We start from the raw sequence: 10,465 nt of genomic DNA, 5'->3' as shown, positions 1-10,465 counted from the left end.
GAAGCCTTTCTTATAAAAAGAAATATCCCGCGGCTAACAGATATTATCGGAACATTGCAAACCTGATATCATCACTATACTTTTCTCCGCCAATTTCAGGCGCTAAAACAGCACGATTGCTCGAAATAAAACTCCGAAACTCTTCTACCTGTCCAGCAGTAAAAGTTACTGCTTGTTTTCCGATCGCGAAATCGGTGTCAAAGAAGAGTGTAATTCTCAATTCAAGCTTTGACACCTTTCACTTCTTTGACACCTTTCACTTCTTCAAGCTTTGACACCTTTCACTTCTTGACAACTTTCACGACATTCACCATGACACCCTTCACCATTCATTTGGAACAAGCTCGTGGCGACAAAAGATGTCGAAATTTTTATTTTATTTGACATGGGAACAGTACCGAAGGTAATTTGAGGTTTAAAGGTTTTTCTCATAGTTTTTAGTTTTCTCATGCGAAGATTTTGGTGAAAATGGCATGCCAAATAGGAAAACAATATGTAACTTACTGATTTTTAACAAATATTTATAGCACATATAAAATATCTTTGCAAGAGAAAATATTGATTCAATTTCAATTAATTCAAATGGTTAACCTTTTTTTCGGACAGGCACTAATTAAGATTGAAGATCCTCCTGAAATAAGGATAGAAAAAACTGCCGGAACAATTACCGGGCTAAACATACTGTTTCCAAAGAATATTTTCCGAAAATTAAAGTAAATATTTTAAAGTAAATATTTTATTGATAAAGAAAAAACATCCTGATTTAATGTATCTCATAAAGATTAAGGTCTACAAACCACAAATCTTGGAGGTAAGTTATGAAAGAAATGGCTATGACTCCCGAATTGATGGAAGAAAACGTGACCTCAGATATACCGGAAAAGGTTCGTTCAGCGGATGAAATCCGTCAAGCTGAAATAGAGCAGGAATTAGCCGCTAACAAATCGGATACTTCTGGAAATTGTGAGTCAGATGATTCGACCACAACACCAAGAGGGAAAATTTTCCTTGGGCAAGGTGGCTTTGGTAAGGTAGATGAACATAGCGGGACACTCTCATACAATGTTCCGGTATTTGTTCCTCCCACTTGCCACGGCGGACCGACTCCTGATATCTCACTTGTTTATAACTCCAGATCAAGCGACAACCATAGTTTCGTAGCTGCCGGATGGCGGCTTATGGTTGGACGTATCGAACGTAATGCGCCTGATGACAAAACATTCCCGAATTTCCTCAACAACCAGGGTACTCATAAATCTACAGATAGCTTTAGACTTGAGTTGAATGGTGAAAGCCACACATTGGTTCGGTTATATCGAAAAGACGAAAGGGGACAAGAAAACAAACATATTTTTGTAGCAAAAAGCGAAGGAGCATTTATCGAAGCCATCCGCCATATCAAAGACGATGCCATAGACCCGGACTCTGGCGAAGCAGAAATCGATTATTGGACAGTGCAAACTGCAGATGGCCATTCCTATCAATTCGGCATACCTGGCATTGCGGGCGAAAAACAAATAGCAGGGCAGATGCGGAATAAGATTTGGCAGCTTATCTCTATAACGGACCCATACGGACAACGGGTCGAATATGAGTACAAACTGTCGGAGAACAAGGAGTTCCCAAACGATATCAAGTTTTCATGTCCCATAGTGGTCAAAAGCGGCATGATAAGTGATGGTAGCTATTGGGATTCAGAAATCCATTTCATATACAGCAAGGAAGGTGCAGACCCTGAATTCGGTTTCTTCGAAGTTAAACCCGAACAATCATCCGGCCGAAAAGATGCTACTTCCTGTTTTGTATGGGACCGACTTACAGAGATTCAAACATATATTCGTTTCGACAATAGTAATAAAACACTAATAAGAAAACTTGACATCGACTCAACAAAAAACGAATTCAACATTTTTCAAGCAAACTCGATCAACGAGCACTGCTATGGTGAGGATGGAAAACCGGATGAAGCAGCCGCAATGCCCCCCCATCGTTTCATATATACCAACGCCGGTGCAACCAACCCAGCCTTGGCTGAGCTGGTAACCGAACCTCTGGGTCGTGCAATACGCTTGACATATGGAAACGCCAGCCTGATCGACGAAGGCGATAAGGGCGCCACCGGCCTGGAGGATATTCAACTTGTAACATCGCAAACTGAAATAGCCGATAAGCAGGAGTGGCAACGCAACTATCGCTACTTCAACGGACTTATGGTGGGCACTAGAGAATATCGTGGACACAAGCAGGTTCACGTCCATGATCTGCAGACCAACCATTATATAGAAACCCACCTTGAAATTAGCGGTGTTCACCATGGGAAAGTGAAGAAACAGATTACATTTGCTCGCTTCAACCCGGAAACAAAAAGGGGTGAGCATAAAATCAGGGAAGAGGAAAATCGTTGGCTTGCCCTCGAATACGGGGCCGGGCGTTTTCGACCCTTTGTTCAAAGATCGGTCAAACGTGTCTATGCCGAAGATGGCCAAACCATCATCGCCAGCTTTGTGTCTGAGATCCCGGAGGCATCAACCAATTCGGTTTTGAGTAAACCTCCGTGGACCTATGCGGTTGATCAGTTTGGCAACGTTCTCGAGAAGATCGAATCATCATATGCCGGACATGAATCCGAGCGATCTCTTGTGCTACAAACAAAGACAACTACTGAATACTGGAACCAGATGATTGCTAATCATCGATTTGTGGGTTTGCCTACCATGATTAAAAAGGAAGCAACGGATAACCCATCAATACAACAGCTAAAGCTTATTGAATTGACTTTGAATAAGTATGATGATCACGGCAAAGAGATAGAGAAGGAATCATATTACACCCATGAAAAAGCTGAGAAAACTATAATTGAATATGATCCTCAAACGGGAAGAGAGCTTCGAACCTATCGTTACAATAATGGCGAGCAATTCCTGGTGCAGGAAACAGCCTATTATGATAAAGGTCCCTACCGCTTTCTGCCAAGACAAATCATCAATGCTAAAGGCCAGATCAAGAGAACACTGCAATACGATCGCCGCTTCCAGGAGCCGATACATATCATTGATGTCGACGGTATGATCGGCAAGATGCGATATGACGGCCTGGGTCGCGCCCTGGAGGACTTATACGAAGGCCATATCAACAGAAGTCGTGACGGAGCTAAAGACAGCGTGCGGCATATCTATACTGTCACACAAGATGAACTGAGTATTGAGACAATCCATGTCCACACCAATGCCAGCACCAAAAAGTACTTTGATAAGCTGAACAGAGAGATAAAAACTATTAAAACAGGATACAAAGGTCGCTTGATCGTCGCCGAAGAAACAGAGTATGATCTGCGTACCCGTAAGCCAAAACGCATTTCCGAGCCACATTTCGAGGACGAGCCTTCTCCCGGTTGGAGTGTCATGAAATATGATGATCCACAGCTTCGATTGACCAAAACTACCCACACTAATGGTAGGGTGGAGCGCATCTCCTACGATGGTCTTCGGGAGACAAAGTATCAAGATATTTTCGAGTGCTCCGAAGATGGAAGCGTCAGTAAACTGTTGCACACACAAGTAATTGAGGACAAGGTGGCTGATGTCGCCGGGCGCGAGATCAGGAAAGCTCAGGGGCAGCCAAGCCAATCAACCCGGTACGAACTGACTTACAAGTACGACGTCGCCTCCAGAAAAGTCAGTATCTCCGATAGCATGGGTGTCAACCTTTTAACAGTGGATTACGGGCAACGGCTTGACGACAAGCCAATAAGAACTATGGATGTCAGCCTGGGACAAACCCTCACAGAATATGACGATCTGGGTAGGGTTGTGAAGATCATACAGGGAAAGGGCGATGAATGTGAACGTATCTGCACAAACACATATGACGAACTTGATCGAATTGTCTTGCAGATAGAAGAGGATAAAGAGAGTGGTGATATTCGCGAGACTCGTAGTCAGTATGACAGAGAACCACATGGTACTGGCAAAATAGCCGTCCAGGAAGTCCGTGAAAAGAGCAAACTGGGAACCTACACCCATTGCAAGAAATCTTTTTACGACGAGTTCGGATATCTCAGCCAGGAGGTCCAGTCGTGGAACGTCTCATGGCCCGATGTGGGCGTTGATTGCAGTGTCGAGACTCGAACTGATCTAACTTATGACGGCACCAAAGGTGGACGTCTAATGCGAATTAAACACCCTGAAATCTTTGGCATGGGTGGCAGTACGGTTGAATATGAATACGATGATAAATCCGGCTTGCTCACCAAAGTCATGTTGGACAACAAGGTCATTTGGAGCGTACCCGAAGGTCAATTCACTGCTCGAGAACAGGCGCGAGTCGCTGAACTGGGCAATGGAATCAAAACTTGCTACGAATATGAACCTAAATCGGGCATCATTACACGAATCACATCACAAAAGGGCTCGACGGAGATTTTCGATCACCTCACTCGACACGATACAGCAGGCAATATTCGACAAAGAGCAATCAGCTCTGCCTGCCTGGATGAAAACGGAAATGAAAAGCAGGTCACAACTGAATCCTTTTATGGATATGATGACAAGAACCAGCTTATCTCCGTACAAGAAGCCGGAGTCGAGGAGCAGTTCGAGTACTGTGCGAACGGCAGTCGCGCTCGCTACCGAAATGCACAAGGTGAAACCATATACGCCTATGATGAATCAGCGCCGCATCAAGCCAGTAAACTGAGCGGTCTTCACGAACGCGCATTACGTTATGATTCGCTTGGCAACCTACTCAGTGACACCAACGAGAAGACGATGGCCAAGAGAATGCTCGAATGGAGCCCCGCGAACAGACTGCAACAAATGCACATTATTGGACCCGAGAGGCGGATCATTAGACAGATGTGCTATGGCTATGGTGCCGAAAATAAACGCGCGATTATGTATGACACCCTCGAAGGTCGACTGGTATTTTATGCAGACAATGAACTTGAAATCACGTGGTTAGGCAATGAGAAAGATAGTGTTTCCGTACATATCATGAATGATGAGCGTAGAATTGCAACTTATGAATGGCAGCGAGGCAGTGACAAACCAAGATTACACTATTATCAACGCGATCACCTGCAGACAGTTTCCCTTGTATACAATGATGAGGGCAATGTTGAAAACTCTACGAATTATGATACGTTCGGGCTCGTAAGCGAGCAGCTCGGAACATATAAACCGAACATTATGTTCACAGGTCATCGCGCAGATGTAGTGGGATTTCACGGCTTTGATCACTATGACTTTGGTGCTCGCCTGTACGATCCGGCTATTGGTATGTTCCTTTCTCCTGATTCAGAAGATGACGATATCAATGCCGCCTTTGGACACAACAGATATGTCTACGTCAACAATAACCCACTAAGTCAGTCGGATCCAACAGGGCATTGGTCTCTACCTTCGTGGAGTAGCGTGAAGGAAACTCTGTGGAATAATCCGGTAACAGACTTAATTCTCAACAAGACCACCAGTTCTTTTGCTGCCGGTGCCGGCGATGTCGTCTCACTTGGTATCACGAATAAAATCCGAGAGAGCACAGGCCTCAACAGTGTTGTCGACAAAAACTCGGCAGCTTACACTGCGGGCCAGGTTACCGGGGGAGTCATCCTTGTGGCAAACGTAGCGGCTGCCGCGCCAACCGTGATAAGAGCTGGCGCTGCTGCGGCAACCAGAGCCGCACCTGTGGTTGCCAATTTAGCCACAAGAACTGGGGTCGCTATGACAACCGGTGCTGCCGCTTTTAGTCGAATGGGCAATCGTATGATCCATGGAGGAGCTCAGTATGTACAGAATCTCGGATCGCGCATTAGCGCTTGGTGGAACCAGAGTGCAGCAATGAATCCCTATTGGCGTCAACTTACCTCATACGGTCGTCGCATGTATGCGGCAGGGCAGAGGACGTTCGCAAACGCCTTTTATAATAAAATTCCTGCACAATTGAAAGTGGATCTTAAGTCACCTGCCAACCAGGTGGTTCTCAATACTCTGAGGGGAAATTGGCTCAAGGCCCATCATCCGACAAGGGCAGCAATCGGCAATCCTTTCAAAGCGATCTTCAGCAACATAGCCACAGGACCAAGTCAGGAAGTATGGGATATTGCATCTCGTGCGTGGAACTTCGTGATGGGAAAAGGAGGTTAAAGGAATCAAATGGCAGAAAAGAAGGGATTCGAGATTATCAAAATTGAAGTGGGCCACAAATTAACTGTATTCACTATTGATGGCAGCAAGGACGGATGCAATCAGATAGTGTTCCGGTACGGTGAATATCCGAAACTGGAGAGTCTGATGATGAGGTTGTTCCGCCCGGATGAAGATGGTCCAAGATTTAACTTCGAAATCAATCCGAATGAAGCCGTCCCAAAGCCACAGTGCGTAATCAAATCAATCTCGCAGGCCGAGCAGGGCTGAATAGAAAGAAGCAGGTGATACCCGTGAAAAGACTGGGTTTGGCACACGTTATATCTGTGGTCCGAGGACTCCGGGCCACAGGCATATTTTTAGCGATCGTCTCTTCAACCGTTTTTGCTGCTGACCGACCTGAGAAACTGTCAGTTGAATACTCGATAGATAGTGCGTACACCGCAGAACATCGACCGTTAATTGATCGCCGCAAACATGACATGATGCCTGCAGCAGAGGGCCGTCCGGTAGCATCTGTAGTTCAACGAGACTTTAAATACGCTTACAATCTAACTGCCGGCACTCCGCTTGAGGGATTACCACTCTCCTGGTCCTATCACGATGCCCAAGGTGAACAAGAGGCAACAGGCCTCGGCTGGAAAGCTGTATACACCCTTCACCTGGATAGCACTCAAAAAATCAATGTTCTAAAACCGGAGATAGACTACTTTTGTGGCCAGAAACATACCTACATCTATGTCGGTGTTAATGAGGTCCCCGTCCGAGAGGTTCGGAAAGATAAACACATCATACTCGTTAGCCTGAAAAATTATAATGGATACTCATACGAGTTCTTACTTATTAAAGAACAGGGCATTGCCCTACCCCACTGTATCCATCAGCCCGATGGAACCACAGTGCAGTTCTGCTACAGCGCTTTGAACGGTGAGCAACATCTGCAACATATTAAATCAGGAGTATTTCAACTCAAATTCACATACCAATTACACAATCAAGTGAATTTTCTTAGCGATCTTTCGCTCATACAGACGAGAAGTAACAAAGAGACTATTTGTCAATGGAAATTTTCGTACACGACCGGAACCATTGGCGGGAGCAACACCAAGTTCCTGACAGCCGTTCAGACCTTTGGGATTTATGAAAAAACAGCCCTAAAATTTTCATATGCCGGCCTGTCGACAGAGCCAATGTCACAGACAACGGAAAGCCACAACCCGCAAGCTCCTAAAAGTAGTATGTGGCAAAAAGTGGAGAACGACATCTGGCTCCTTCCAAAAGGAATGTCATTTGCAAAAAAAAGGTACAGAGGCCTGCGCTTTGTCAAAATCAACCGAGATGATTTCATTGATCTGGTTAGCACTTCCACAAACAGACTTGACGCCTGGCTTGCAGGAAAGGGAGGCGGCCAATGGACACATTTTATACCATATGCACCGCCACGACCTCTAACCAACGCCAACGGTTCTCCTCCTGCGGGCAGTCAGTTCAATACTCTTGCGGTTTCATTCGGAAAAGGCGATAATCGCAACACCTCCGGTTGGCAATGTCTCGTCACCAGCTATTACACGCCTGTCTCCAAGACCAAGTTGAAATACGTTAGTCAGGTATATTTTCCACGAGTAAACAACGAACTCGGAGATTTCGTAATCAAGAATGGCACTGTTTGGCGGTCACCCGACGACAGTGATGCACTTCAATTGCCTGTTCCACTGCAATTTGAACGCGCCGTCGGATCCGAACACAGTCGCTGGCCAATGGATGCTCCCTGTTTACGTCCTTTCGAATACGCATGGAATCAGGGCGCTCAATTTGTAAATCTCGACGGACGCACCTACCTGTTTTTCGTGGGCAAGTGTTATCACCTTAAGGGGAGTACTAAAACACTTCTTGCGCCACACCGCTGTCAGGGAAACTGTACAAAGCGCTACGACACGACCTGGGGTGATAACGAAATCGAAGTCCATCTTTCTCAAGCTGTTTGGGCTGCCGACGGAAATTGGCGACCTAGAGAATATGAGGGCAAGGCCAAGCATTCCTTCTGGAAACGGCAGGACATAACAAATGACACCGGTGAGCCCAATGGTCGCTTCATATTACCGTTTAGTGATGGAAACCCTAATACTGAAGACCGCTTATTTAGGCGCCATCTCGAAGGTTTTCGTAATGTTCGGTTTGCTACTCTCCAACGCAAAGGAAAGACCAATCTTGTCATTTATGGGAGAAAGAACCTATGGGGACTAGAGGCTGATCAGTGCCCGTATGTCAAAGCCATCTATAGAATTCCTCCGCGTGGCCCCAAGAAATGGGAACTGGTACCGGAATCAAGCGGCATCTATCCGCCTGAAGAGTTCTTTGAATGCAAAGGCGCTTTTTTTGCCGATGTAAATGCCGATAGGCTCGATGATCTAATCATGCCTAACCGTAACGGCGAACGTAAAGTCTTTCTTAATCGAGGTAAGGCATCAGGCAAGGAAGGCCAAAGTGTTTGGGTTGACTCTCCTGCTTACTACCTGCCCAAAGAGTGCCGGAAGCTAGAAAACTGTCGGTTTGTCGATCTGGATGGAGACAGAGACATTGACATCTTCGTTAAGGATGGATCAATTGTCTACCTAAACAAAAGAATGAACTCAACAAGGCAAATTAGTCCTGGCCAGATGACTTCCTTTACAGACGAAAACGGCCTCCAACGCCATATCGTCGACCTGTTATAATACATAGTCACCATATAATGTGAGCGGTTTTCACCGAGGCAGTCGGTGTTCCATCCGGACTGGTATAGGGATATCCAAGAATAACTTTTAGCTTCTTACCCTTGTTCCATGCCTCAGTCAAGATGACTGCTAGTGGTGAATTGACCCAAATCCGCATCCAATAGTAACCGCCGATTATCTTAGGATCACTTGTACGGAAATAATGTGAACGAGCCTTCGTTAAACGCTCGGCAACGAAGGTTTCGTAAGGACCTTCGTTGCGATTCTTACTCTTCTTCTCTGCTGATATTTCTCCTGACATGAGGCCTCCACTAAAAGTGAGTACACATGGTAATAACGTGGCCGTTCGCGCATGTGCCAACATCAAGCAATTCGAGAATCGATTGCTCGTGAATATATCTCTCACGCGGTGCGCCTTCGCAAGCTCGACGAAAGTCATAATGCCACAGGCCATAGAGTTTACCAGCCGCAGAGCGCAGTGAACTCTTCCTGGCAAAACTTACTGTCTCTCGACAAAAAGGTTCAGGATCTACATTCTCCTCTCCCTTAGGTAAAGTGTCAATGTAAGACTGCACTGTTGAGGAAGCAGGAACTCCACATACCACACTCTCAGCACTTTCCACAACCGAATCTTCTCTCGACCAGAGAATTTCTGCTTGTCGTACCGTAGCACCTATACCTGGAATACCTGTTCGGTTTATCCAAGGGAAACCAAACCAAACATTAGCTTTCACTCCCTTTGACCAAGCCTCACTCAGCACTGCATATAATGCTGAACCACCAGGCAGCCTGAGCACGGTGACCTTGTTAGGAGGCTGCCCTGGGTTTGGTTCATATTTGATAGGAGTTTTCGGTATAAAATAGTGCTCTGTAGAAGATGATATACGGCGTGAAATAAATGTACTGAATGGTCCCCACCAATAACGCTCATCAGAGCTGTCGGCCTCGGGTGGATCCTGTTCAAGTTGTGGATTATCTTGTGGGGGGAGTGGTTCTGTATTTAAAGACATAATAGCACCTCCTCTTTAAGATTATTAGATCCTCTATATTTTTAATATATTACACACTGCAACTTTATAAATCAAGAACAATGTTTCTTGTTGCGCAGGCCCTTTTCCTTTGCGGACAGGTTATCCCCGTTTTAGGAATTACAACATTTTTACAAACAACTATAATTCCATGTTGCTTCATGATTGCAAAACTGACTGCATCAGTATAGCTGAAATCTTGATCTTGATATTTCCGTAAGATGGCTTCGACTGGTTGTATGTACGGTCTTGGGTAGTTGATAATCCTGTATAAAGGGGCTTGCGGGACATTAGTTCACCAAGTTGACGAGGGGTTTAGGGGCTCCTCAGTTTATAAGTTTGTATCGTCGAGAAGTGAATAAAGATGAAGCTCCCAGCCGCAAGCGAACGGGGTATTAAATCATAATAAAAACATTGCCTTAAAATGCATTTTAGGTTGTCTCGATATCAAATCTTGAAAATATCCTTGAGAATAGCAGAAAAAAAGATTACCCTGTTATCGCTTTTGTGAGAGCGGCAAAAGAGAACGTCTTGCTATAATTGCATACCGGAGGTGATAGACGGGTATTATGGAAAACAAAGC

6 protein-coding genes are annotated in these 10,465 nt (G+C 45.3%); 4 read left to right on the top strand and 2 right to left on the bottom strand.

Going from position 1 to position 10,465, the window contains the following annotated elements; genetic code table 11:
* The 4 genes from KAU88_09650 to KAU88_09635 all read left to right on the top strand — a co-directional run.
* Positions 1–275 (top strand): hypothetical protein (locus KAU88_09650; protein ID MCK4478769.1); only part of this gene is annotated, 275 nt, incomplete at its 5' end.
* 543 nt (positions 276–818) lie between these two features.
* Positions 819–6,140, top strand: coding sequence for a hypothetical protein (locus KAU88_09645; GenBank protein ID MCK4478768.1), 5,322 nt, complete (start codon positions 819–821; stop codon positions 6,138–6,140).
* Positions 6,141–6,149: 9 nt separating this feature from the next.
* Positions 6,150–6,410, top strand: coding sequence for a hypothetical protein (locus KAU88_09640; GenBank protein MCK4478767.1), 261 nt, complete (start codon positions 6,150–6,152; stop codon positions 6,408–6,410).
* A 920-nt stretch (positions 6,411–7,330) separates the two neighbouring features.
* Positions 7,331–8,854: a VCBS repeat-containing protein gene (locus tag KAU88_09635; protein ID MCK4478766.1), complete on the top strand. Its 1,524-nt coding sequence runs from the start codon at positions 7,331–7,333 to the stop codon at positions 8,852–8,854.
* A gap of 7 nt (positions 8,855–8,861) precedes the next feature.
* Here the strand turns inward: KAU88_09635 and KAU88_09630 are convergent, their stop codons facing one another.
* Both KAU88_09630 and KAU88_09625 read right to left on the bottom strand, forming a co-directional pair.
* Positions 8,862–9,155, bottom strand: coding sequence for a hypothetical protein (locus tag KAU88_09630; GenBank protein ID MCK4478765.1), 294 nt, complete (start codon positions 9,153–9,155; stop codon positions 8,862–8,864).
* 10 nt (positions 9,156–9,165) lie between these two features.
* On the bottom strand, positions 9,166–9,864 hold the full coding sequence (locus KAU88_09625) for a hypothetical protein (protein ID MCK4478764.1): 699 nt from the start codon (positions 9,862–9,864) through the stop codon (positions 9,166–9,168).
* Between the last annotated feature and the right edge of the window lie 601 nt (positions 9,865–10,465).

It is taken from the genome of Candidatus Bathyarchaeota archaeon (genome assembly GCA_023131225.1).
Lineage (GTDB): Archaea > Thermoproteota > Bathyarchaeia > Bathyarchaeales > SOJC01 > JAGLZW01.
Note: the sequence above shows the minus strand (reverse complement) of the source record. Positions and strands in the feature narration are given on the sequence as shown.